The organism is Pseudomonadota bacterium, from assembly GCA_039024915.1.
GTDB lineage: Bacteria > Pseudomonadota > Alphaproteobacteria > Rhizobiales > MH13 > MH13.
Map to the genome: position 1 here is coordinate 290,610 of JBCCPK010000001.1, position 22,974 is coordinate 313,583.

Genomic DNA, 22,974 nt, shown 5'->3' on the forward strand with positions numbered 1-22,974 from the left:
AACCGCGCTCGACACGCAGAGTTGGACACGCTTGCAGATGAGGCATACGCCCGGCTTTCAGTCATTGGTGAAGCCATCAACGTGCTCCGAGGTTAGGCTGCAAAGAGAAACGCTAGGTCAGCGATACGACTAGAGAAGCCGCCCCGCGCCGGGTTTCGGCGCGGGGCGATTTTCGAGTTCCATAGTAGATCTATGAAGCTGGCTGTCGATCCTTGAGGCTCTCACCAGTCGTTACGGCTTCAATGGTGTTCTGCCGCCTTGTGTAACCCTGCATGGGGAAGGCCATGTAGCGCGGTTGCCAGTCGGGCTTGGCTTGCATGCCATTCTCACCCTTAATGCAGTCCTGGATGATCTGCTTCTGGGTCTTGGCCGTGGCTGTGAGGTTGCCCTTGGCGACGGCTTCTCCTGCGATCTCGGATACCATCGCATTGATCGCCTCCTTGTCGCGCAAGAGATCGAAGAAGGTGGTATCGGGTTCCCAGACAGCACCCATCTCGACCTGCATAGTCACGCCGAGGGCTTCCACCAGTGCCGCACCCGCGTCGAGGTTCTCAGCCGCGAAGAACGCCATGAGGTCGCCGATCTCTGCATCACTCAACGCTATGAGCTTCGCCAGCAGCGTCTCAGTATCCAGCCCCATAAGGGCATAGGTCAGTCTGGGATAATCGCGTTCCGATACCAGATCGGTGGTGCCCAACATCTCCCAAACGGCTTCGCGCTTCTCCTGCCGCGCGATGGTCGCTTTGTTGGTCTCAAGGGATTCGGCGACCGCTTTGGACTGCGGAAGGCGCGGCCGGACTTCTGTCTGCATGATCTGCTTGGCCAGCATCACCCGCATCGCAAGGGCGGGATTGCGCCCGAGTTCTACGCACACCGCTGCGTGACGATGGTGGTCGAGATAGCTTTGCATCGCCTTGGTGAGTTCGGGTCGTTCGGAAGCTGCGTCCTGCTCGTCCGCGCTTGCTTGCAGCCGTTTGGCCTCCTTGCGAGACAATAGCCCTTCATGGATGGTCACTTCGCCGTTGGCGCGGACTTCGATGAAGACCTTCCCGCCATCTTCCTTGGCGACAGGCTCGTGCTCCCACTTGCTCCACGACTGTCCGACATCAAGGACGATCACTTCGCTCCAGCCATCGTCCTCAAACTCCAGCTTGATCTCGGCAAGGGCGCGGCTCTGATGCCCCCAGAACAGGGCTGGATCGGCAAACGTACGTTCGTCCTCGAACAGGTCTGAGACGATCACCCCCTTGTAGGTGGCAAGATCGAACAAGGCTGCATCAGTCGAGATAGCCTCACCGCCGAACAGCCATGCCTTGAGCTGCCACGCACGGGGATGCTCATCATCCTTGAACAGCTTGAACCAAGCCTTTTGCTGCTTGGTGGATGCCATGGTCAGTAAGCGCACTTCTTTCGCTTCGATCTCCTGTTTGCGGTAGGCATTGAGGATGGGTGTGTAGAGGTTGGCGATGGCAAGCCGCTGCTTCACCAGCCTTGGTGTCACCCCAAAATGGTCGGCAATGTCCTCAACGGACTGCCCAGCTTTGGACAGCACTCTGAACGCTTCGTACTGATCGATCTCATCCATCGGCAGGCGCTGGATGTTCTCGGCAAGGGATGCCTCTATCGCCTTGGCATCATCGCCATCTTCCATGATGGCACAGGGGATGGGATCGAGTTCCCCTTCCCGCGCCAAAGCCTGACAGGCTGCAAGACGGCGCTGGCCTGCCACCACTTCGAAGCCGTCACAGTTCGGGCGCACCAGTAAGGGCTGGATCACGCCCATCGCACGAATGCTGGGGATCAGATCATCCCCGTTCACTGTGCCGTGCTTGCGCACATTCACAGGTGAGGTTTTGAGGTTTGTGATGTCAATAAAGTCGAGTTTCATGGGGTTTTCCTTTCACTGTTGTGGTGCGGTAGTGCACCCGCGAAGCCAGCAGCCCTTGGCCGCCGGCCTCTGGGCTGCACTCACGCGCAATGGAAAAGGAAAGGCGTTCCCGCGATTACCGTCTCGGCATAGTCGACCGCCAGATCACGGGCGATGGCGTCATAGTCGAGATAGGCTTGAAGGCGCTCCGGTATCTCCCCGAACAGCCCCTCATCGACAAACTGCTCGGCAAGCTCGCGCATGCTGATGTCTTGATAGAAGGTGATATCGATCTGATCGGGATCGCTTGCGACCTGCCCATGATCATAACCGCACTCTCCGACGGCGATGATGAAGCGGGTCTTCTGATCATCATCCCATAAGTCACACGCCTCAAGGAACGCTCCGACGTTCGCTTGGTTCACGCCCCAAGCCTGCGCCAAGGCGCAATCGAGCGCCTCACCATCGATGAACTGGATTTCGTATTCTTCGACCGGATCGCCGTACTCGTTCCGGTTGGTCTCGGCCTTTGCTGCGTAGTCATTGGCGCTTTCGAAGTAAAAGCCTGTCGCTGCAATATCATAGGGTTGTGCATAGAGCTGGGTCATGGCTGCCTCTCTTGGTTCGGGTTCTGGCAGCGAAAAGAGAGTCACCCCTTCCGCTTGAACCCTTGCCAAGCGGCGAGCGCCCACACCCCACCCAAAACAAAAAAGCCGGCCACCAACGGTGGCCGACCTACTGGGCGATCGTTCAAGTTCTGGGCATTGCGATGGGACCGGGATGCTAGCGAGACACGCCATCTATGATGGCGATGACGAGGTTATGTTTCGAAGCGCTTCGCCATGCTCAGGTTTTGAAGTAAGCTGGAAATAGGGTTCCAAGCGCATGGGACATGCGCGCCAACAAACAAGCGGCGTCACACCTGACGCCTCACCTTTCCCGCACGAAGGATGGTTACCCGCATGGGCCGAAACCGCCCTTTCTGAAATTGCTTGGGCGGGTTCGGTGGAGCTTGCCGAGGCACGAGGCTAGCGCAATACAGCCTGGTCGCAGAAGGCGGCGTGTGACGCAAAAAAGGCTCAGCAAACGCCTAACGCGTGCCTCTAGGTACTAGGTCAAGGGCTACGGGGAGATGGTCCGATACGCCAGTCAATGCGACAGGATCAAATCGCCTGGGTTCAATGAAGCCCCCCGCATCGACCTCAAGTTGATGGTCAGACGAAATAACCGTTCTGAAGCTTCCCAGGTCAGCAAACCAATTTGCCTCTGTACGTCGGTCAACGAGAGCATTGCTTACAAACACTGCATCCAGAAAAGACCATGTAAACCAGTTCTGCGAAAAACCGCGCTGGCGGAACTTCTTTGTGCCGGGCTGCCCGCAACCGCTCAGGATTTCCGGGGGCGACCACCACTCGCCATCGCGCAACAGTCGCGCGAAAAACTCGGATTCGGTCTCATAGCATGGGAAATTAATGTCCCCCGCCATCACTGCGAGCTCCGGAGACCCCTCGCCACTTTGGGCATCACGAACCGTCGTCATAGCAATCTGACGACAAATTAACGGGTTGCTGCCTGATGGGAAATGGACACCGTAAACCCTCAAGGGTGCTCCATCGGGCAGAGCAAGGTCTGCAACAGCTACGTCTCGCGTGGCGCGACATTCTTCCTGGTTGTCACCAAAATCAACCCGCAACGCTTCTGCTTCGCCGATGAGTGCCAGATCTGTGAGAATTGCCACGTCGATCCCGCGATCCAGAACCTCATCTGTACTGTCGAGATGAATGAGTTCGGCAAAACGGTGCTCACCGAGAAACTCGTCATTCAATCTCGCAACGATCTCTGCGTTTTCCGTCTCTTGAAGGACTAAGATATCTGGCCGTTCCGGCATCGAGAGAATGACGTCGGCAATGTTTTCAAGCTTGGCTGCCAAAACCTCCTCAGACCAATCGAGCTGCTTGCACTGGTCGGCAAAGAACGGAATCGAGATATTTGCATCGCAGTTTGAGTTGTGTTCGGGCCGTGCCTCTTTCAGGGATAGTGGCAGGTAGGTATCATCTCCAAAGTTATCGGGATCGTCTTCCGCATCGAACAAGTTGCCGACATTAAAGCTAACGATTGTAACGCGATCTAACGCCGCTGCGGGTGTCATCAACCCAGCAAAAACGACCAGGATCGGAAGGACCATACGCATAGAGTTTCTCCGTCTTTACAAACGTGCCGCTTGGCATTCGCGGTAATCACCGTCACGGCGAACTTATACCAGTAGATATTGCGTTCATTACTGAGTGTGTGCGTGATCATTTGACAATACTATACATATTTGCCCTTATGTTCGCGATGAATTCAGGTTCAACAAAGCAATCAAGTTCTGCGCGTCGGCATTCAAATCGTTTAACGCACGGCTTGCAAACCCAAGAGCTAGTGCAGCATGGGCAAGAACATCGTTATTTTGTGTGATGGCACGTCCAACGAAATTGAGCACGACCGAACCAACATTCTTCGCCTGTACGGCTGCTTGGTGAAGTCTAAGCCCGCTGAACAGATCGTTTTCTATGACCCCGGAGTTGGAACGTTTGGGGCAGAGGAATCGGCCTTTGGGTTTTGGCGGAAAGCTACAGAGATTTGGGGTTTGGCCACAGGATGGGGCCTCGATCGGAACGTCAAAGAAGCCTACGAATTCTTAGTGCACCACTACGATCACGATGCAGTCGATGCTGAAGGCAACTCCGAGCCCGATCGTATTTATGTTTTAGGCTTTAGCCGCGGCGCCTATGCATCGCGGGTTTTAGCGGGGTTCATCCACGCGTTTGGTCTGATCCAACCAACACAGCTCAATCTCCTAGATTATGCTTACCGGGCGTACAAAGGCATTGGAGAGAAGGCTGGGAACGCTGCAAACCCGAACACTGCAGATGCATTTGCGCGAATACGCCTCTATGAGCGAACGCTCCGTCCAACCCGACCAGTCGTTCACTTCTTGGGGCTGTTCGATACCGTGGCTTCCATTATTGAAGCTGGCCAAGTGGGGCTGCGCCAAGGTAAATACGCCTTCTCTCACACCAATCGTAGCGTAGCTCACGTTCGCCACGCTGTCGCCCTTGATGAGAGACGAACGGCCTTTCAACCGATGCTCTGGCCTACGGGACAAAAACACCGGCCGGATTACTGGCATAAGACGTCAGAGGTCGAGCAAGTCGCCAAAGAGCTTTGGTTCCGAGGCGTTCACGGCGATATTGGCGGTGGCTATCCTGAAGGATTGAGTGCGCTTGCCAAGATACCGCTGGCCTGGATGATCAATGAGGCGACGGACTGCGGTCTGAAGTTCACCACCAATACCGTCAATAGCATTGTCCTTGGCAAGGAACGCCGGGGCAGCGCAAAGTCCTATACAAAGCCAAACCCGTGCGCCGAGATGCAAAACTCGATGACCTGGGGATGGAAAGTGCTTGAGTTCATCCCCCGGAGAAAAGGCGATCAAGTCAGAACAAAGAAGGGGACTCTGGCCGGGTTCTTTGTTCCCAATGGCGAGCGACGGATTGTTCCCGATGACGCCGAGATTCATCCGTCAGTCTATGCGTGCGAAGACATCGATATCGCAAAGGCGCATCCGAACCTGCCTCCTGAGAAAGCAAAGATCGCATGAGCATCCAAGTGGAAGACTGTAAGCCCTATCTCTCCGGCGTGCTGTTTCACACCGGTACGGCCATTACGGCACCAAGGTTGTTGAAGATCCATGATGCCATCTTTGAGCTCATTGCTAGCTTGGAAGACACCGATCGTGCCGCGCGCGAACTCCAGGCCGTGGCTAACAAAGTGGGCCAAAGCGGTTCTATGCATTGGGCCTGCATCCACTATCGCGAAAAACGAAAGCCTGCTTGGTACTCGGATTATACGCTTCTCGACAGCTCCAACCACATCATCATCCTGAGCGGTGCAGGCAAGTACCTGATCGCAAACTTCAGCGATCCCAGTCTTCGCAACAAGATCGTTGGTATGATCAGCAAAACAAAGGATCAACCTCTGGCAAGCTTGCGCAGGTTTGAGCGTAAGGACGTGGTCGCATCACTCGTTGACGACGAAGTTCGCACCCTATGGATGACCGGGACCCATCGACAGTCAGCCGTCAAGGCAGACAGCAAGACCCTATCTGGCATCGAGCTGGAGGCGGCCATCGATCCGCTCGGCGACCAAACCTACTACTTCAGCTCGATCCGTTCGACCGTGAATTCGGAAACATTCCCGAAAGCCGTGATCGGCAGTAGCCCAGCGCACGGTCGCTTTTGGATCAGCCCGTCAGAAAACTGGGAGAGTTTCCTCGAACGCACGGAAGCGCTCTTAGGTCACGTTTCAGCCTCGCTCCTGGATCCGAGTGAGAAAAGAGTCCTTCCCTCGTTGGCACAACCAAGCACTGATCTTAGTGCTGTTAGTGAGCCTTATGGCTTATCGCTGGTGGTGCCTGAGGCGCAGTTTCCGGATGCGGTTCGCGATGGTGACCAAGATTGGCTGCAGAACTTCGCGGATAGCGCCCGTTTTGTGCTGGCGACACGCGATGGAACACCCGACTTCGAAGCGACAGTGTGGTGGCACGAAGATAGGCTGGGGACGATTGAGTACCGCTTTGAGATCACCTCCACAGGCAAAACGCGGCTCGTGACTGACGTGCTGCAATGGACTGATGACACGGAAGAACTCTCCTCTCTCAAGCAGCTATGCCAGTCGAGAGACTTGCTGACGATTTACTTCGACACCGGCCACACTTTTTCGCGTGGCAGCTTTTATGAGACAGCCTTTCGAGACCCCAATTATGATGGGTGGAAATGGGTCAATTGTGCAAACTGTGATGTCAGCAAGGAAAAGCCCATTCGCAAAAACAGCAACAACAAAAGCGTGTTCGATCCGTCCAAAATCGGAGAGACAGGTGAGGACTCTTTGTTCTCCTTGGTTGTTCATCACTGGCCGAACATGGAAACCCTCGGTGAACCAAAGGGTTGGTTGTTGTGTGACGATGGCTCCATGGAGTCGGCAGATTTCATCCACCTTGAGCCTACTGCCAGCACACCGCAGCTGACGCTTATTCATGTTAAAGGCAGTGGGAGCGATGCCGCGAGCCGGCAGATTTCGGTGGCTGACTACGAGGTCGTTGTTGGACAAGCAATCAAGAACCTACGCCATCTTGATCGCAATGAGCTTCATGAAAAACTGAGCGCCAGTGATGGCGGATCGGTTGCAAAAGCCGTTTGGTTTGAAGGCAACAAAGCCAACCGTGATGACTTTCTGGAGGCACTGAAGACTATGGGAAGCAACCTTTCAGTTGAGGTTTGCATCTTCCAGCCGAGCGTACGCAAGGATGAATGGACGACGGTTAAGGACAGGATCAACCAAGGCTTGCCGGATAATCAGAGGGCAAAGCGCATGCGGCAGCTCGATGCTCTGCTTCAAGGTGCAAGCGCGAACTGTTTTGCTCTCGGCGCCAAGCTTATCTGCCTTGGCGAAGCTTGATGCGCAACTTCACCTATGGCCATTGTTTAGCCCACCACGCGAACGTTGCCCATGCGCAGTTCCGCAAGTCACGCTCTCCAAGAGCTCAGTTGAGACCATTCCAACCGCGAATGCGGTTGGCCAATTGATCGAGTTGAGCCCTTAAATCTAGGGATCCGTTGATGTCTGTTAGTTCGAATTCATCGACCACCGCTCTGGCGATTGCCACTTTGTCTTCTTTGAAAGACGGTAAAATGCTTTCCTTCCAAACCTGATCATACGGGCTAAGCTGGGGCATCTCCTGATCCTCTATGCGTTGCAGAACGACCGCCGGAATGTAGTTTTCCACCTCTCGTCCGGCTGTGACCCAGGCAAAACCACCTATAGCTTCAATTTCGCCAACCATACGCTGTTTGGTGTCATTCAGCCTGGGCCGAGGGCGGCGACTAGCGTTGGTGTTTGGCCTACGATCACTATCCAATAAAATCGCTGCGTTGCGGTTGATGGATATCAGCGAGATCAGCTCGTCGGTCTCGTCAGGAGGAAGTGCATCAAGGTGGCTGAGAAGCCTTCCGCCATAAAACATAATCGTGTAGTGCACGCTCTCTTTCAGCGTTCCGTTTGATATGAGATCGATCCATCGCCGAAGATATAAACGGTCGGTCGGTCCCTCGACCCAAAGCACGCAGTTCGCCTGGAGAATATCGGAAGCTCGAATATCGAGATCATCCAGGACATCGCGCTTCGCCTTGTAACCAAGGGCACGATGGCAACTTGATTGCCCGGCCTTGTGCCTCACATGGATCAGTTGCGTGTCGTTCCGACCGGAAGCCCAATCGATGCAGATCGGAGAGTGCGTTGTAATCACCAGGGAGAAGGATTTCTCATCTCGTTGCCTAGCAAGAAACTCAAGTAGTCGACGCAGAAGCGCAGGGTGCAGATTGTTCTCTGGCTCTTCCACGACGAAAATCGTCTTCGACCAATCCGTGTTATCGATGCGCGGGACGAGCCGGAGCATAGCGAGAATGATGAAAACCGATTTGAGACTGCTGCCCGATTGCGAAAGCGGTACATCGCCCTTTGAGGCTTCAGTGAGGTAAATCTCCCAAATCCCGCCCCCATCCTCTTGGCACGTTAGGCGTTGGAACCGATTGTCAGCTTGATAGATCTCGTTGAGTTCGCGAAGAAGCTCCTCCTCCACCTCTGCACGAGGCAGGTCGACGCTGTTAATGAAGCCTCGAACAATGTTCGTGAGTCCCTTACCGTTCGCTTCGACCTTAAAGTTGGTGCTACCGCTACTCCCCTCCGGGGCGACATCCCGCTCCGAGTCCACCTCGACCAACTTAAGACCGTCGAAAGGACTTGAGTTGTAGCCCGCCATTTTCCGACGAGCTCCCTGCAGCGCACCAGTAGGGATGGACTTAAAGGCCTCGCCAGATACCTCCTTTACCTTCCAGTCCGCCCCGTACGTTCGCACAAATTCACTTCCCAGCAGGTGAGCCCCGGCAGTCGTCCAATGGTTGCCGCGGATATCGCCGCCACTTGTGCCCTCGTGAAACAATTGACGAAGAACCGCCTCATCGGTCGCCTGAGTGATCTCGAGCGAAAAATCGCCAGACCCGCGTGCATGTTTCGATTCGTCGTAAGCCTTTCCTTTGCTGACACAAATTTCGATTGCGTCGATCAGCGCCGACTTTCCAGAGTTATTGCGGCCAATAACGATGTTGATCGGAGCAAAGGGTTCAAACCCGCCACCCTCTTCCCCGAAACATTTGAAGTTTGTCGCTTTGACGGAGATGTCTTTTAGCGGGTGGGTAGTCAAAGGTTGCTCCTATGACGGCCGCAGGCTTTGATCGTAGAAGTTTCTTGAACATCGACGCTTAGCCCGTTCGATATTTATCGTGGAACTTGCTTTGCTTCGCTCAGCTGCTCAATAGCCGACAGGACCTCCGCGGCTAATTTCTCGATCTCCGTTCGCTGATCGTCCTTCGGCTTCGAACTGATGCCGAACATGCGCTGCTCTCTGATGTAGCCCACAAGGTCCATCCATGGCGTTCGGTGGTGCCCGGACCTTCGGCCATCGAAGCTGCTGTGCATCCAGCCATCCTTCATTTGCTCCGCCTATCTGGATTTGCTTACTTTAGGCGGCTTTCAGCAAACTGAGTTGGATTGACAACTTAACCCCTGCCGCGTGTGGTGTGGTTCCTTCACCGATAATGATGTTCCCGTCGACACTCCCCCTGATTTGCAGGCTTGCATTATCGGTGCCGAGTACGCTTGGAAGGCCGTCAGAGTGGCGATTTACCTGAATGGTCGAGGAAAACGTCCCAGCATCGACGGTATAACTCCCTGTATAGGCTATCGCGGAGTCCCCGCCGTTTGCCTTTCCGTTTTCCAAGTTGATCACGCCAAATCCCATTCCCAAGGGGGTCTGAAACTGCACTTTGTAAAGTCCTTCAATCATCTCGAATTTCCTTTTCGAACCTCGCATTGCTAGCGGGGCGATTTAGGGCTCGCCCCGCAATTACTCCCGTCGTGGCATCCTCATTTTTTCCGGTTGGGGCGTTGAGTGAGAGCTGAAGCTGCGGCGGTTTTCGCAGCTTTGCTCGACTTTGGATTTCTCAATACCTTGCTCGCGGCCGACGCGGCTCGTTTGCTGGTTACTTCGCTATTGGCGTTACGTGTCATATATCAGTCTCGATATTGCTGGGGTGGCTGTTCGTTGCTAGTTTGCAACTGCAAGGGGTAGCCGATTCTCCAAAAATTGCAACAGTGAAACTTGAGGTCATATGTCGAATTTTTTTGATGCCGAGGGCTTCTACGCAGCCCTCGATGCAATCAGGCGGGGTAAAGAGTTCTCATGGAAGAAGGTTGCAGAGAAGTCGAATGTCTCTGCTTCAACGCTTACACGTATGGGTCAAGGAAAGAGGCCAGACGTTGATAGCCTTGCTGCATTAGCCTCCTGGTCCGGAATTGATGTTAGCCAGTTCTACAGAGACAAGGTGATCCCACGAGCACAAAAAGACACTATGGCGGAAATAACGACGCTCTTGCGCGCTGACAGACAGATTGCCGGTGAGGATGCTCAAACGATGGAGCTGATGATCAAGACGCTGTACGAAGACATGAGGAAGCGCAGAGCAAGTGGGCTATAAGTTCAAGCATGGCTTTAAAGCGGAGGCTGAGCGTTACGCTGAAGAGTTTCGAGGGGAACTCGGCCTAGCGCCTGACGCGCCTATGTGCCCGCGAAAACTGGCTTCGCACCTGGAAGTTCCTGTTTTCGGCATCAAGGACAATCCTGTGCTGCCAGCCGAAATGACGGCGTACTGGGCGAGGCATCCGAATGATCCGTTCTCTGGACTTATAATCTCCGACAATTCCTACAAAGAAATCCATCACAACGATTTCCATCATCCTCGTAGACAAAACTCCGATTTAGCACATGAGCTTGCGCATATAATCCTGGGTCATGACCTGAACACTCCGATCAGGGAAAACGGCGAACGCGCTTACGATAGAAATACTGAGGAAGAGGCAAAGTGGCTGGGTGCAACACTGTTACTGCCAAAAAAAGCCACTGTGATGATGGTATTGAACTCATACGATCGCGGACGAGTTGAAACCGAATTTGAGGTTAGCTGGGCGATGTATCAATACCGCCTGCAGGTCACGGATACAGTTCGCGCCGCACGGAACATCAGGAAGAAGTACGCCGCCTGAACCACGTTACGGAACGACGCTGCTAACGCTCAGAAAGGTAGTGAAGTGGGAATGGTTCCCTGGGCTTGGGACAGTTTGGCAATTACCTTCCATGCGGCTGCGCGCCAATAAATTTCACACAGTGAAGAGGGGGGCTGCCAGGATTGGAAACAGCTCTGCTATCGCCCAAGCCAGTCCCAAGACCGCGACCATGCAAGCGAGCAGGAACTGCTTCCGTTCGATGCGATCGAGCTGCTCCTGGATGGCGATAATCTTGAGATCATTGATCATGATTTAAGGGTGTTGCATTGCGAGCTTGCTGCAAAGCTAAAGCGACAAATCGCCCAATGATGCCTGTGGGTAATTTGAGCGGCGGTCCGAAGTGCTGTTGCCCACAGTGTAGGTATGGCCGCGTTCATTCAGGTCCTGGCATGCTGATCCCGCGCCCACGCTTCGAGCGTTCGCAGGAACTCGGCGCGGATACTCGGGTCCTCAATGGACGTATAAGCGACCTCCAGCCTGTACAGTTCGGTCTCCGTGATGTGGATGATGGTTTCAGGCATTGGAGCCTCCTTTCGGTTTGTGTGGAACTGGGTAGGCGTAGCCGCCGTCGTGAAAGGCACGTTCGAGAGTTGTACGTCCGACACCGATTTCAGCGGCGACGGATGCGGACGGCCTTCCGGCTTCGCTGACAGCACGGTAGGCATCTGCGACTTGTTCTGCTGTCAGGATTGGTGGCCGCCCTAGGCGCTGGCCGCGCTCCCTTGCAGCTGCGAGACCTTCTCTCGTGCGGCGGCTGATGATACGGCGCTCGAACTGCGCAAAGGCGGCGAGGAGCGTGTAGAACAGCTCGCCCTCCGGTGTGGTGGTGTCCACTTGCAAGGAGAGAATGCGGAAGGCGACATGGTGCGCCCGTAGGTCCGCAGCAATCAGCATCGCATCAACTGACGAGCGAAACGCGCGGTCCAGATCCATGACAACGAATGTGTCGCCGGGCTGGAGTCGCTGCATCACCTCATCAAAGACGGGTCGATCGTCTGCTACCGCCGAGACATGCTCGATATGCAGGGTGTCGCACTCCGCGCGAAGAGCATCGACCTGACGATCGGGGGCTTGGGATCGGGTGGAGACGCGGATGTAACCCAGACGGCGCGGTGAGCGGGACATGGCAGGTGTGCGAAATCGATCCTTTCTCGACACACCTGTTTTGCGTTTGAGCGTTTGCTGACAATGCGCGCAAACCCCCGCTGACCCTGGTCTCGTGTTTACCGTTGTCTCGGAATCTCGTAAAGCTCGTCCCTGCCAAAAAACCATGATTAATGAACAGCATAGCGAGGCGAGTCGCGGCAATCACGATTGTTGGTGCCTGCGGATTCTACCCACAGATTCTCTCAGCAGATGGGTTCACTGGCGAACAGTTCTTGGAATGGAGCGACGCGGCTCAGGACAGCTACATTCAGACATCTGTTACGATGGCCGCGATTCTGGCCACACAGACCAACAAGCCATCTGGAGACTGTTTGACCGATTGGTACTTCGAGCCGGCTGCAAACCGCGCGGAACGCCATAACAGCATCAAACAAACAATCGCGCGCAATGGAGAGCATCACCCCAGCTCGGTTATCTATCTGATCTTGGAGGAAGCGTGCGGGCCTTTCGCAATTGATCCTAGTTGAGAGTGGTGGGCAGGCTCGGTGCGGATGGCGTGGCCGGTGGCGCCGCGATCACCTCCGGTTCAGCTGCTGGAAGGGCGAAGATCGCAGGTTGAGTGCTCTCTATCCTATCTAACGCATCGTCCATCTCGTCGAGGCTCATTGGATTGTCGTCGTTGTCGTGCCGGTCACGTATGCTGCCAAGAGTGTCAGTTCGATAGCCGCGCCATTGATGGAGCTCATTCTCAAGTGAGTTTAGCTGTTCTTTCGCCGCAAAATACGCTTCAGCCGACGGAGCATTCTCGGGCCATGTGATGCCCGCAGCAATCTCCGGCGTCACATCCCGACCGTCTGCATCAACGACCCGCCCGTCGGCATATCGAAACACGAGCTGACCATCCGGTCCACGCGCGGCATCTGCTTCCATATCCGCAAGCAGGGTCTGCGCGGCTTGGATCGCGGTCTCGTAGCGCTGGATGGTCTGATCAGCGTGTGTTTCAGCCTCAGAGAGTTGACTGCCTAATCGTTCGTAGGTCGCCCTGTAGATCGGATCGGTTAGCAGCTCGACCAATCGGCGCTGCTCGGCCTCTTTGACGCGTTTACGGCGCTTCGCTCCAGGCGAACGGCCGTCGCCCTCGGACAGAAACCGCTGTATGCGTCCTGGATCCATACCTGTGATCTCATTTTGCAGATCATCAAAATCGCGGCGCTTCTTAGCGTCATTGGAAGAGAGATCATGTCTCAAGGCACACCTGCTTTGTCGCGAGCATCTGCCGCCAGATCGAAGTATTAGTTATTCGTAGTCTTACACTGTTCATATATATGATAATAATAGCACAATATCTTTTGCATTTCCAGAAAACATGCTAATGTATACATGTGACTATTGCAGAAATAATAAGACAGCGCTCAGCTCTACAGAAACAGATTACACGGCAGTTCGTGGCGGAGTTAATGGACGTTCGCGGATTGGACGTCTTGTCCACCGAAGGGGCGGCGGCGAGTCATGTGCAAATAGACCCTGCTTTGCCATCTGAGGGCCTGGCGGAGCAGGACCGAAGTGACTGCGGTTTCAATATCAGTATCGAAGGTAGCGGCACGATCGAAATCATCGTCGGCATGTGGAGCGACGAGCACAATCCGTCGTGGCGCGAATGGCAACGAACGATAACGTTTGGGATTGAAGATAATCCTCAAGATGTGGCTGCAAGGCTTCTGCTGGACTTGGCTGGACTGTCACGCCGCCAGCCGGTGGCCAAAATCCTTAACCAGCACCTTTTTGAAACGCCAGTAAGCCCAGACCTGAGGCCCGATCCATCGGGGATGGCCCATGAGCCACGCTAAGGCTGCTTACAATTCCGTGAGGGCAGAACATCGCGCCACATCGTACATAGTTCGGGTGAAGCAAAGACTGATGCATCTGTGCTGAACGCGTACTCCACGACCCGCCACTGCTCACCTTCACGACGTAGCAGGGCCTCGATGGTCGGAAACTCGGAACTTGGCTGAAAGTCCGGCATCCCAGCGCGCGGCGTTTGCATCATATTGATTTGTACGCCGCCGGGTCTTTGCGCCCGCAAACTCGCATGAGCGATATCGCCAAAAACCGCCAGGCGTATGACGTAAAACTCAACTGGGGCACCCAAGTCGCGAACGGCCTGAGGACGCACCGCATCCATGAGTACGGCTCTTTCGTCTGAGCCGCGCCTAGGCTCGTATGCTGATTGGGCGTTCCATCCAGCGAACTGTGCGAAGAGGCCAGCTTCCTCGTCTGCTGAATCGAAAGTGGAAAACACCGCGACGACGGAGACCGCCAACAACGAAAGTGCGATCAACCAAACTGGTCTTTGATTGGCGGCGTCCGCGAGCGCTTCAAGATTTGGGGAAAGCCAACCCACCGGGCCGGAGCGAGGCTCCGAGACGTCGTCGTCAGCAACAACGATCTCGTCGGCTATTGGTTGGGGCGATTCATCGACGAGCTCAATATCCACATCGGCATGCACGAATTGGCCAGTGAACTGGATGCCCGGTGTGGATATAGCCTTGGCATCTTCCGACGGCTGGTCTTCAGTTTCGACGCTAACATCGTCTGATCCCACACGATCGACGATGAATTTCTTGTACAGGGTAGCGATTTCACCCTTAATGCTAGCATCATTTGTATTGTCGTAAATGCTGACTAGCAGTTTGCTGAGCGTCTTTAAAGTCGTTCGGCTACCGTCAGAGTGGGTTATCAACCCGATCGTTGATTTTCCCACATCAACGATTTGGGCAGTGGCCACCCGGTCTATTCCTTGCTCTTTTTCAAACTCTTCAATGATTAATTTTATGTTTTGCGCATCGCTTGGGTTAATTTTACAAGCATCAATACTTCCGATTTTTTTGACATCCATGCGTTAGCTCGAAATCTAATCGATCTAATAGATAATTTAGACCACCCCTCCCCACCAATACATGCCATCAAGGCGCTCAACAAGGCGGCGCACACTCAATCGCGTCGCCTGATAGTTCGAGCGGCACCGTAGACGGGAGATAGATTGATGTTTCGAGCTGGTTTCGGCGGTTCCGGTGGCGGCCTGATGGGTGTGATGCAAAGCGTGACGTCGCTTGTGGCAATCGCAGGCACAGTGTTCATCGCCCCGTTGATCTGGCCGATTATCGAAGCTCCCGTCATGGGTGCACTGACCGATCTGTACGGACGCGCCAACGCCCAATGGCTCGGTTGGCTGATCCTAATCCTGACCTATCCGATTTCGTTTTCACTCATTCGCGCCGGGCTGATGGGGGTCTTGATGGCCGTCTCTGCCTACGCGAGCAACCGGCTCATCTGAGGTGAGCCAAACTTCTACTCAGAGGAAAGGAGGCCGTCATGGCCAAATATGAACGCGTTGGTACCGTGTACCGCAAAAAAGAAAACCCGTGGCCCGCAGTGATTGGCATCGTCATCATGCTGATCGTGATCGGCGCAGCCATCGGCTGACGCTTCACAACAAACCGATACAACCATGGAGAACGCCAATGGCAATCTATGACCCTGTGGCGCGTACCACGATCTACAAGAAGCGCCGCGATCCCATCGCCGTCATAGCAGCACTTGCGGTTCTGGGGCTGGGGCTGCTCGCCTTCCTGACCTAGCGCGCAAGAGAGGAGAACGAACGATGCGGATTAATCGCAAACCGAGCGGCGGCGAAAGCTTCCGCGACTTCCTGGCGCTCTTGTTGTTCGGTGGCGGTGCCTACTGGTGCTTTGCCGATCAGCCGGTCGAGAACTGGATGCTCTACGGGCTGGCCAGTGGCGGCATGGCGTGCCTCGCGCTCTACGCGCTAATCTGGGGCTATCCCAACGGGTGAAGTGACCATGGGTAAGACTATGCTTACTCATGATCACCTCGGCAAAACAATGATTATCCCGGCCAATATGAGCTGGGGTGGTCAAAGCCGGGAGGGTGTTCACAGCACCGCTCCCGGCGCCCTTATCGCCCAATCAGGGTGATCAACGCAAACCGCACAGAAAGACCATGTTGGATTTAACCGAAGACTGCTTTGGTTCGGCGGGCTTTGCGGACGCACGTGCGCGCAAGAAAGCGAAGCTGAACAAAGGCCGAGGTGCCTATATCGGACATGATGCTGCTGGCCGCCCGTGCCACAGCGATCAGATGTCCGCGATCCTGCTGTGCGGCGGCGCACGCTCGCTGAAGGGTTCATTGGTTGTGCCCTGGCTCGTCGATGGACGGCTGGGCGGCAAGCACGGCCTCGATCACATCGTGACCCTCGACTGGAAGGGGCAGGACACCGTCATCGCAGCACAGCAAGTGTCCAACGGGCGCTTTGTGTTCGCATTCAATCCACGCTCCAAATGTGATTTACCCTTCAACCGGATGAATCCGTGCTCCCACTTGGTTTCGGATTCCCCGACACTCATTCCCGATGTCTTGGCGCTGATGGAAAGCTGGATACCCGTCACCGATCCACGGGCGGCGTACTTCCAGCGCAACGCGCAAAAGATCGTTACGGCGATCTGCGTGACCGGCGTGCGGCATTATGGGTTCATCACGCTGCCGATGCTGGCGGACCTGTCGGCAGGCTTTGGCGAAGCGACCGATGATTGGCTCGCCTTCGAATACGAAATCGCCCAACAGCCCGAACCCCAGATCAACGAAGTTGCTTTGATGCTGCAACGCTTGCGCGAGGGCACCCACGATGGTGGAGGCTGGGAAGGCATAAAGGGGGAGATCACAAAGAGCTTTATATGCATGATCGATCCCCAGCTGCGCGAAGCCTTGTCGCCGCCGTTTGATTTTTGCTTCTCGGAACTGACCAAGCCTGTTTGCCCGCCATGCCTGGTCTCGATCATGGAAGACCTGGAGTTTGCCGAAACCAGCGGGCCGGTGGTCCGCGCGCTGTTCAATTCGGCGCTGATATGGAAACGGCGAGCGCTGTCTGCGCGTCCCCAGTTCTGGTGTCTGCAAGAAATCGGCAATGTCGGCGCCTGGCCGCTGGCGCAAGATCTTGCGACCATCTCAGCGGGCTACGGCATCCGCACGGCCTATGTCGTTCAGTCGACCGAGCAACTCAACAACCTCAAAGCCGGCGCCAGCAAGGTCATTCCGAACTCGTGCGGCACGCATATCTATCTGGGTACCCGCTGCCCCCATCAAGCGTCGCTGATCCAAAGACAGCTTGGCCATATGACGCTGGAGTATCCGGACGAGCGGGCGATCGAACAGGCAAAGGTCGCCCAAAGGCGCGCGCTGATGAGCCTGTTTAACAAGGATGGCGATCCGTTCACGGCCATGATGGACGCCACCGAACAAAAACGCCAAGCGATGCGTCCGCAGAAGATGGGTCGTGAACTGCGCGGGATCGACGAGATCCTCAACGAAGAAAACGGCAAAGCCTTCGTCTTCATGCCGGGCGTGTTGGAGAAACCCGCCTATCTCACCATCCGCCCCTATTGGCAGCGCACCGATCTGCGCGGGCGGTACCTGGGCGATCCCTTCCACAACGCGCCGGGGACGGTCGCAATCCGGACCCGCTTTGGTAACCGCATCGTTCGCGAAGTGCACGAACCGGTACCGCACATCTACCGCGATTGGCCGCAGTACCGCGACAGCGGCATGTGGCGCTACGTCAAAGGATACCGCCCATGACCAAACACGCACCGAAGGCTCGGATCGTCACCCGGGATGAGATCGAACGGCTTGAGGCCGAGCGACCGACCCATAATGCCTTCCTCGACTACACGATCGATGGTCCCATCAAGACGGTTGTGCATGCCAGCCAGTATGCCCAGCGCGAGGGTCAGATCCGGCAAGGACGCAAAGTCCTTGCCCAAGCTTCCGAGCGGCTGCGGCACGATCAGTCCGCTGCGCGATTGCCCGGCCATGCGAAGGTGGCGTTCACCGGCGTCGCGAAACCGACAGCGAAGCCAACGCCCGAACGACAACCCAGCGGGCAACACAGCAAACCCGCAAAGCAGGCAGCCAAACAGGACAAAGACGCCTATGTGCGGGCGCAAAAGCGCGCGGCGACCAGGTCTCCGCAGCGCAGCAACACCCGATCCCATTCCCCGTAACCGATCCAACCGACGAAAGGACAATCCATGGATCAATTTGACGACAACACCCCGCCAACGCGGGACACCAACAAGCCCTATGAGAAGCATCGTGATGGCGGCTTGGAGATCGCTGTGTGGAAACGGTCGACCGACAAAGGCACCGTCTACAACACCGAGATGAAACGCTCCTACAAGGACGATCAGGGTGAATGGCAGAGCACGCACGCCATCCCCGAGCGTGATTTGCTGAAGGCCGCACGGCTGCAGGAACAGGCCTACACCTCCATCCAGATGTCCCGTGAATACGATCGTGTGCAGTACATGGAGCAGCAGAAGGCGAACAATGCTGATCGCAATCGCGCTGCAGGCCACGACCGCAGCCGTGATCACGGCCGAGAACGCTAACCAACGGGCCTCACGGCCCACCAAAATCCTTGATGGAACGGTGCATCTGCGTTACGATGTTCACTTTATGTTCTTATCAAGGGGAAGGAGCAAAACGATGACAAAAACCTAGGACGAAAAAGGAACCCACCGACCGTGCCAACACAAACCAAGGACCCGCCCCACAAAACACAAAACACAGCCTTCAAAACCCTCACCCTGGACGTCGACCGCTACCAAGCGCTTCTCGATTATCCCGAACTTACTGAAGACCAGCGGACGCAATTTCTTGTAACGCTTTGGTCGATCATGGTGCAGTTGGTCGACTGGGGCTACGGCATTCATCCCGTCCAGCAGGTACCCGGCAGTGATGCCGGTGACCTCGCAGGCTCTGAAGCGCTCATCGCAAGCCTGTTTGAAGACGTGGCAAGCCCCGAGACATCGGATAGCCCAACAAACCAGAAGGAGATGGAAGAGGAAGGAGCAGCGCTATGACACAACCCGAAAACCCCCAACACGCAGTCCTGTATTGCCGCGTATCGAGCCTCAAACAGGTCGATGAAGGCCATGGCCTTGATAGTCAGGAGACCCGCTGCCGGGAATACGCCAAACGCAAGGGCTATGAGGTAATCGCCGTCTTCGCCGACAAAGGCGTATCCGGCGGTACGCTTGATCGCCCGCAAATGCGCCAGCTTCTGTCGTTCCTTCTCGCCCAACCCCAACCCAATACCGTTGTGATCGTCGATGACCTCAATCGCTTCTCACGCGATGTGCGGGTGCACTGGCAGTTGCGTGAGCTCGTCAAGAATGCGGGCGGCTTGCTTGAAAGCCCATCGATGAAGTTCGGCGATACCTCCGATGACAAGCTCATCGAGAACCTCCTCGCCTCGGTCTCGCAGCATCAGCGCGAGAAGAACGGCGAGCAGGTCGTCAACCGTATGCGGGCGCGGGTCCAAAACGGATATGCGGTAACGGCAAAGGTCATCGGCTATCGCTACGAGCAAACCAAAACCGAAGGCAAAGTGCTGGTGCGCGATGAGCCGGTCGCCTCCATCGTCGCCGAAGCGCTCGAAGGCTTCGCCAGCGGCAGGTTCGCCACGCAGAGCGAGGTCCAGCGCTTCCTTGAAAGCCAACCTGACTTCCCCAAGCAGAACCATGGCGGGATCCGGCTGCAAAAGGTCACCGATATCCTCAAGCACCCGATCTATGCGGGCTACGTCCATTCCAAGGCCTGGAAAGTCTCGTTACGCAAAGGCCGTCATGAGGGACTCATCAGCTTTGAGACCCACAAGGCGATTCAGGATCGCCTGGAACAGAAAGCCTATGCGCCGACGCGCAAAGACATAAGCGAGGACTTTCCGTTGCGTGGCTTTGTAACATGTGGCGACTGCGAGAAACCCCTAACTTCGGGTTGGTCGCGCAGCTGCACCGGCAAGCGCTACGCTTACTATCTGTGCCAAACAAAGGGCTGCGAGAGTTACGGCAAGTCTATTCGCCGCGACACGATTGAAGGTGAGTTCGCGACCGTCCTCAAAGCCATGAGGCCGTCTCAAGGACTGTTCGATATCGTCAAGGCGATGATTACCGACGCTTGGGATCAACGGGCCGCGCAAATGAACGAGACGCGCAAAGCGCTCAAGCGTCAGATGCGAGCAATTGATGAGCAGATTGACGGCTTCCTCAACCGGCTGGCCGATGCGTCCAGTCCAGCGGCGATCAAGGCCTATGAGCGCAAGATTGAACAGCTGGAAGGGGAGAAGCTGCTGGCGGCCGAAAAGCTCGAAACAAGCGGCCAAACCAAGGCGACAGCACCGCAGCTGCTAGAACTCGCGATGCGCTTCCTGTCAAACCCTTGGAAAATATGGGAAAAAGGTGATCTAGCACTCAAGAAACTGGTGCTCCGACTGGCCTTCCAGGAGCCGCTGCCCTACCACCGAAAAGGAGGGTATAGAACTCCAAAAACCACCTTGCCCTTCAAGGTGTTAGAGCAGTTCTGTACCCAGCAATGTAAAATGGTGCTGCCGGAGAGATTTGAACTCTCGACCTCTCCCTTACCAAGGGAGTGCTCTACCCCTGAGCTACGGCAGCAATGGCAATGGGCAAAACGTTTCAAAGCCTGGGCGGGTGTTGCCACAGGCCAAAAGACCACGCAAGAGCCTACGACGCCAAGGACACCGACAGAGCTAAGAGTTAACACACGCGAGACTGCTGCCTATGCTTAGTGCGCAATTCATCAAAACAGCCACCCTTGAACAATGCCTTACGACGACAAAGACAAACGCTCCTCCAAACCAGACCCCCGCGCCGCGGCACTGAAGGCGAACATGGCCAAGCGGAAGGCCCAAGCCAACGCCAGGCGTGGCGGTAAGGCGATCGGGAAATCGGAACCGAGCGCCTTTCAGCCTCGCGACGGCAAGTAACCGCGCGACAAGTATCCGCGCGACCTGCATTCACGATTGGAAACGGCAGTTCGCGAGCGCGATCATGCCTTGCTTGTTTTGCACCCGCGAAAGGCTTAAACCCACCGCTCGTTCATCACCACGTGAGTTCAATCAATCATGGACAAGATTCGGATTGTCGGCGGGAACGCACTTAACGGCGTTATCCCCATTTCCGGTGCGAAGAATGCCACGCTCCCCCTGATGATCGCCAGCCTCGCCAGCGCTGAGACGCTGACGTTGCACAACGTACCCGGGCTGCAGGATGTTGTGACCTTGTCCCGAATTTTGGGCAATCACGGCGTGGATTATGCGGTCGCGGGCCGGCGCGCCGGCCAAAGTGGACGCAACGGCTCAACAGTTCGGCTCACCGCCAGTGAAATCGTCGATACGACAGCACCTTACGACTTGGTTCGGCGCATGCGCGCCAGCTTCTGGGTCATCGGGCCGCTTCTCGCGCGCATGGGTGAGGCGCGCGTCTCTCTGCCGGGCGGCTGCGCCATCGGCACGCGCCCCGTCGATTTCTTCCTTGATGCTCTCGCGGCGCTGGGCGCCGATATCGCAATCGAAAACGGGTATGCGGTGGCCCAGACCAGAAAAGGCCTGGTAGGCAACCGGATCACCTTCCCGAAGGTCTCGGTGGGAGCGACCCATGTTGCCATGATGGCGGCGGCTTTGGCGCGCGGCGAGACCGTGATCGAGAACGCGGCCCGCGAACCCGAAGTGGTCGACGTTGCCGATTGCCTGAACAAAATGGGCGCCAAAATCGAAGGCGCTGGGACCTCGACCATCCATATTCAAGGCGTGGACGTTCTGCATGGGGCAGAGCATTCGGTCGTCCCGGATCGGATCGAAACCGGCACTTATGCCATGGCGGCAGCCATGACAGGCGGTAAGGTCACCCTTGAAGGCACGCGCGCGGAGCATCTATCGGCAGCGCTGGATGCTTTGGAACAGGCCGGAGCCAGCATCGAACGCGGCCCTCAAAGCATCACGGTCGCACGCAACGGCAATGGCCTGTTGCCCGTCGATGTCACCACCGACCCCTTCCCCGGCTTCCCAACGGATCTTCAGGCCCAGTTCATGGCGCTGATGACCCGTGCGCAGGGCACGGCGACGATCACCGAAACGATTTTCGAGAACCGCTTCATGCATGTCGCCGAGCTGGCGCGTCTGGGGGCCCAGATCCGTCTCGATGGCCAGAGAGCGCATGTGGATGGCCAACCCGGCCTTACCGGGGCTGAGGTGATGGCGACCGACCTACGCGCGTCGGTGTCATTGGTCATTGCGGGTCTCGTTGCCGACGGTGAGACAACCGTCGGTCGCGTCTACCATCTCGATAGGGGCTTCGAGAATCTGGAAGCCAAGCTGTCTGCGTGCGGGGCGCAAATCGAGCGCCTGGCCGCCTGAAGTCGACCATCCATGAGTGCACCCCCCAGCCTCTTGAAACTGGCCGCGTTCGATGCCGACGATCTGGCGGTTGTTTCCGCAGCGATGCAGGACTGCGTCATCAAAGCGGATGACATGGCGTTCCTACAACACGAGAAGCGATTTGCACTCGTTGGCAACCGTTTCGCGTGGGAGGTCAACCGCAACCGTAAAGCGCCCCCTTATGAGCGGCGACGGACGGGGCTGCAGGTTACCCGCGTGCTGCGCGCGGAGCGCGCCGGACTGGCCGACGACCGTCCCGACGATGTGTTAAATCTGCTCTCGATTGCCTTTACCGAGGGCGATGCGCCAGCCGGCCTTGTCGAATTATCGTTCGCAGCGGGCGCCTCGGTGCGGCTTCATGTCGAGTGTCTTGAACTTGCCATCGCCGATCTCGGCGGGGCATGGACCACTGACAGCCTGCCAGATCACCAACTGAGCGGATCCGACGAGGACTCTGCCTGATGCAGGC

General features: G+C 56.1%; 26 protein-coding genes, 1 tRNA gene and 1 pseudogene. 15 read left to right on the plus strand and 13 right to left on the minus strand.

The window, feature by feature from the left end:
• Positions 1-190: 190 nt before the first annotated feature.
• The 3 genes from AAF739_01375 to AAF739_01385 all read right to left on the minus strand — a co-directional run bounded on the left by AAF739_01375 (position 191) and on the right by AAF739_01385 (position 4,058).
• Positions 191-1,888 carry a ParB/RepB/Spo0J family partition protein gene (locus tag AAF739_01375; protein ID MEM6381297.1) on the minus strand — a complete coding sequence of 566 codons (1,698 nt, stop codon included), beginning with the start codon at positions 1,886-1,888 and terminating at the stop codon, positions 191-193.
• Positions 1,889-1,968: 80 nt separating this feature from the next.
• Complete coding sequence (locus tag AAF739_01380) at positions 1,969-2,475, minus strand: antirestriction protein ArdA (protein MEM6381298.1); 507 nt, start codon at positions 2,473-2,475, stop codon at positions 1,969-1,971.
• A gap of 482 nt (positions 2,476-2,957) precedes the next feature.
• Entirely contained in the window at positions 2,958-4,058 is a 1,101-nt protein-coding gene (locus tag AAF739_01385) for an endonuclease/exonuclease/phosphatase family protein (protein MEM6381299.1), read from the minus strand.
• 237 nt (positions 4,059-4,295) lie between these two features.
• Here AAF739_01385 and AAF739_01390 point away from each other — a divergent pair, with 237 nt between their 5' ends.
• Positions 4,296-5,510 (plus strand): DUF2235 domain-containing protein, encoded by a 1,215-nt coding sequence (locus AAF739_01390; GenBank protein ID MEM6381300.1) that lies wholly within the window; start codon positions 4,296-4,298, stop codon positions 5,508-5,510.
• Positions 5,507-7,366 carry a hypothetical protein gene (locus tag AAF739_01395; protein MEM6381301.1) on the plus strand — a complete coding sequence of 620 codons (1,860 nt, stop codon included), beginning with the start codon at positions 5,507-5,509 and terminating at the stop codon, positions 7,364-7,366. The genes AAF739_01390 and AAF739_01395 overlap by 4 nt, the downstream gene beginning before the upstream one ends.
• Before the next feature lie 85 nt (positions 7,367-7,451).
• Here AAF739_01395 and AAF739_01400 read toward each other — a convergent pair whose 3' ends face one another.
• From AAF739_01400 to AAF739_01410, 3 genes are all read right to left on the minus strand, one after another.
• Entirely contained in the window at positions 7,452-9,167 is a 1,716-nt protein-coding gene (locus AAF739_01400; protein ID MEM6381302.1) for an AAA family ATPase, read from the minus strand.
• 74 nt (positions 9,168-9,241) lie between these two features.
• Positions 9,242-9,442 (minus strand): hypothetical protein, encoded by a 201-nt coding sequence (locus AAF739_01405; GenBank protein MEM6381303.1) that lies wholly within the window; start codon positions 9,440-9,442, stop codon positions 9,242-9,244.
• 43 nt (positions 9,443-9,485) lie between these two features.
• Positions 9,486-9,809 carry a GrlR family regulatory protein gene (locus AAF739_01410; GenBank protein MEM6381304.1) on the minus strand — a complete coding sequence of 108 codons (324 nt, stop codon included), beginning with the start codon at positions 9,807-9,809 and terminating at the stop codon, positions 9,486-9,488.
• Between the two features lie 325 nt (positions 9,810-10,134).
• Between AAF739_01410 and AAF739_01415 the strand changes: the two genes are divergently transcribed.
• On the plus strand, positions 10,135-10,500 hold the full coding sequence (locus AAF739_01415; protein MEM6381305.1) for a helix-turn-helix domain-containing protein: 366 nt from the start codon (positions 10,135-10,137) through the stop codon (positions 10,498-10,500).
• Positions 10,490-11,065 carry an ImmA/IrrE family metallo-endopeptidase gene (locus AAF739_01420; protein MEM6381306.1) on the plus strand — a complete coding sequence of 192 codons (576 nt, stop codon included), beginning with the start codon at positions 10,490-10,492 and terminating at the stop codon, positions 11,063-11,065. The genes AAF739_01415 and AAF739_01420 overlap by 11 nt, the downstream gene beginning before the upstream one ends.
• Positions 11,066-11,179: 114 nt before the next feature.
• Here the strand turns inward: AAF739_01420 and AAF739_01425 are convergent, their stop codons facing one another.
• From AAF739_01425 to AAF739_01435, 3 genes are all read right to left on the minus strand, one after another.
• Positions 11,180-11,335: a hypothetical protein gene (locus AAF739_01425; protein ID MEM6381307.1), complete on the minus strand. Its 156-nt coding sequence runs from the start codon at positions 11,333-11,335 to the stop codon at positions 11,180-11,182.
• A gap of 128 nt (positions 11,336-11,463) precedes the next feature.
• Positions 11,464-11,607: a hypothetical protein gene (locus AAF739_01430; GenBank protein MEM6381308.1), complete on the minus strand. Its 144-nt coding sequence runs from the start codon at positions 11,605-11,607 to the stop codon at positions 11,464-11,466.
• Positions 11,600-12,211: a recombinase family protein gene (locus AAF739_01435; GenBank protein ID MEM6381309.1), complete on the minus strand. Its 612-nt coding sequence runs from the start codon at positions 12,209-12,211 to the stop codon at positions 11,600-11,602. Before AAF739_01435 ends, AAF739_01430 begins: the two co-directional genes overlap by 8 nt.
• A 152-nt stretch (positions 12,212-12,363) precedes the next feature.
• Between AAF739_01435 and AAF739_01440 the strand changes: the two genes are divergently transcribed.
• Positions 12,364-12,720, plus strand: a complete 357-nt coding sequence (locus AAF739_01440; GenBank protein ID MEM6381310.1) for a hypothetical protein — start codon at positions 12,364-12,366, stop codon at positions 12,718-12,720.
• Here the strand turns inward: AAF739_01440 and AAF739_01445 are convergent.
• Positions 12,713-13,441 (minus strand): hypothetical protein, encoded by a 729-nt coding sequence (locus AAF739_01445; GenBank protein ID MEM6381311.1) that lies wholly within the window; start codon positions 13,439-13,441, stop codon positions 12,713-12,715. The two genes, AAF739_01440 and AAF739_01445, sit on opposite strands and share 8 nt — an antisense overlap.
• A gap of 134 nt (positions 13,442-13,575) precedes the next feature.
• Here AAF739_01445 and AAF739_01450 point away from each other — a divergent pair, with 134 nt between their 5' ends.
• Positions 13,576-14,040, plus strand: coding sequence for a hypothetical protein (locus AAF739_01450; GenBank protein ID MEM6381312.1), 465 nt, complete (start codon positions 13,576-13,578; stop codon positions 14,038-14,040).
• On the opposite strand, the gene AAF739_01455 is transcribed toward AAF739_01450, so the two are convergent.
• The gene (locus AAF739_01455) at positions 14,037-15,089 is read right to left on the minus strand and encodes a hypothetical protein (GenBank protein MEM6381313.1); all 1,053 of its coding nucleotides are present in this window, start codon (positions 15,087-15,089) and stop codon (positions 14,037-14,039) included. The two genes, AAF739_01450 and AAF739_01455, sit on opposite strands and share 4 nt — an antisense overlap.
• A gap of 147 nt (positions 15,090-15,236) precedes the next feature.
• Between AAF739_01455 and AAF739_01460 the strand changes: the two genes are divergently transcribed.
• The 7 genes and pseudogenes from AAF739_01460 to AAF739_01490 all read left to right on the plus strand — a co-directional run bounded on the left by AAF739_01460 (position 15,237) and on the right by AAF739_01490 (position 20,108).
• Positions 15,237-15,527, plus strand: coding sequence for a hypothetical protein (locus AAF739_01460; GenBank protein MEM6381314.1), 291 nt, complete (start codon positions 15,237-15,239; stop codon positions 15,525-15,527).
• Positions 15,528-15,854: 327 nt separating this feature from the next.
• Positions 15,855-16,046, plus strand: a complete 192-nt coding sequence (locus tag AAF739_01465) for a hypothetical protein (GenBank protein ID MEM6381315.1) — start codon at positions 15,855-15,857, stop codon at positions 16,044-16,046.
• A 167-nt stretch (positions 16,047-16,213) separates the two neighbouring features.
• Entirely contained in the window at positions 16,214-17,845 is a 1,632-nt protein-coding gene (locus AAF739_01470; protein ID MEM6381316.1) for a type IV secretory system conjugative DNA transfer family protein, read from the plus strand.
• On the plus strand, positions 17,842-18,270 hold the full coding sequence (locus AAF739_01475) for a hypothetical protein (GenBank protein ID MEM6381317.1): 429 nt from the start codon (positions 17,842-17,844) through the stop codon (positions 18,268-18,270). The genes AAF739_01470 and AAF739_01475 overlap by 4 nt, the downstream gene beginning before the upstream one ends.
• 27 nt (positions 18,271-18,297) lie before the next feature.
• Positions 18,298-18,657 carry a hypothetical protein gene (locus AAF739_01480; protein ID MEM6381318.1) on the plus strand — a complete coding sequence of 120 codons (360 nt, stop codon included), beginning with the start codon at positions 18,298-18,300 and terminating at the stop codon, positions 18,655-18,657.
• Positions 18,658-18,792: 135 nt separating this feature from the next.
• Positions 18,793-19,131 (plus strand): hypothetical protein, encoded by a 339-nt coding sequence (locus tag AAF739_01485; GenBank protein MEM6381319.1) that lies wholly within the window; start codon positions 18,793-18,795, stop codon positions 19,129-19,131.
• Positions 19,128-20,108 (plus strand): annotated as a pseudogene (locus tag AAF739_01490) (recombinase family protein). The gene AAF739_01485 and the pseudogene AAF739_01490 overlap by 4 nt, the downstream one beginning before the upstream one ends.
• On the opposite strand, the gene AAF739_01495 reads toward AAF739_01490, so the two are convergent.
• Positions 20,037-20,432: a hypothetical protein gene (locus AAF739_01495; protein ID MEM6381320.1), complete on the minus strand. Its 396-nt coding sequence runs from the start codon at positions 20,430-20,432 to the stop codon at positions 20,037-20,039. The pseudogene AAF739_01490 and the gene AAF739_01495 overlap by 72 nt on opposite strands.
• 217 nt (positions 20,433-20,649) lie before the next feature.
• A tRNA-Thr gene (locus tag AAF739_01500) sits at positions 20,650-20,724 on the minus strand.
• 470 nt (positions 20,725-21,194) lie between these two features.
• Here AAF739_01500 and murA point away from each other — a divergent pair.
• On the plus strand, positions 21,195-22,484 hold the full coding sequence (murA, locus tag AAF739_01505; protein MEM6381321.1) for a UDP-N-acetylglucosamine 1-carboxyvinyltransferase: 1,290 nt from the start codon (positions 21,195-21,197) through the stop codon (positions 22,482-22,484).
• A 12-nt stretch (positions 22,485-22,496) separates the two neighbouring features.
• On the plus strand, positions 22,497-22,967 hold the full coding sequence (locus AAF739_01510) for a DUF2948 family protein (protein ID MEM6381322.1): 471 nt from the start codon (positions 22,497-22,499) through the stop codon (positions 22,965-22,967).
• Positions 22,968-22,974: the final 7 nt, after the last annotated feature.